Here is a 502-nt window from a genome sequence, read left to right on the forward strand (position 1 = left end):
TCTCCACCGGTGCGGCGAATGCCGACACCTTCGTTCCGCTGCCGGGTGGGGAGCTGACCAAGACGTTGTCCGATGGCACCGTTGTGACCATCCGTCTGGTCGGCGAATCGGCCAACATCAGCCCGTCCATGGGCGCGACGCCGTTGCACCGCAACGCATGGGTCTCGGGCAGCGCGCAGGTCGAGCTCTCCGGCGCGGCCGGGGGCAAGATCTTCCCGGGTTACACCGTGGGCTGCCAGGTGAATATCGCTGGTGGCGGTGCCACCGGTGGTGTGGATGGCAATCTGGACTGGAGCGACGGCCAGAATGTCACCGGTGGCGTGGGTGCCAACTCCGGTGGCAACTTGTCGTTGGGTCCGGGTCAGGCGAAGTCGTTCTATGTGCTCGATTTGGAGCAGGCCGACGATTTCGGTAACGAGACGCACAAGACCCGTAATGCTTTCAAGGGCACGAGTGGTTCGGTGACGTGGGCTGATGAGACCATCGGCTTGAACGGCTGCGG

Annotated in this window: 1 protein-coding gene; it reads left to right on the forward strand. The window is 63.9% G+C overall.

Annotation, left to right across the window (positions count from 1 at the left end; translation table 11 throughout):
* The coding region (locus ACL03I_RS39485; protein WP_412808670.1) for an MspA family porin at positions 1-502 on the forward strand (502 nt) is incomplete at both ends.

Origin of the sequence: Nocardia sichangensis (assembly GCF_047200615.1) — a bacterium.
In the GTDB taxonomy this organism is placed as follows: Bacteria; Actinomycetota; Actinomycetes; order Mycobacteriales; family Mycobacteriaceae; genus Nocardia; species Nocardia sichangensis.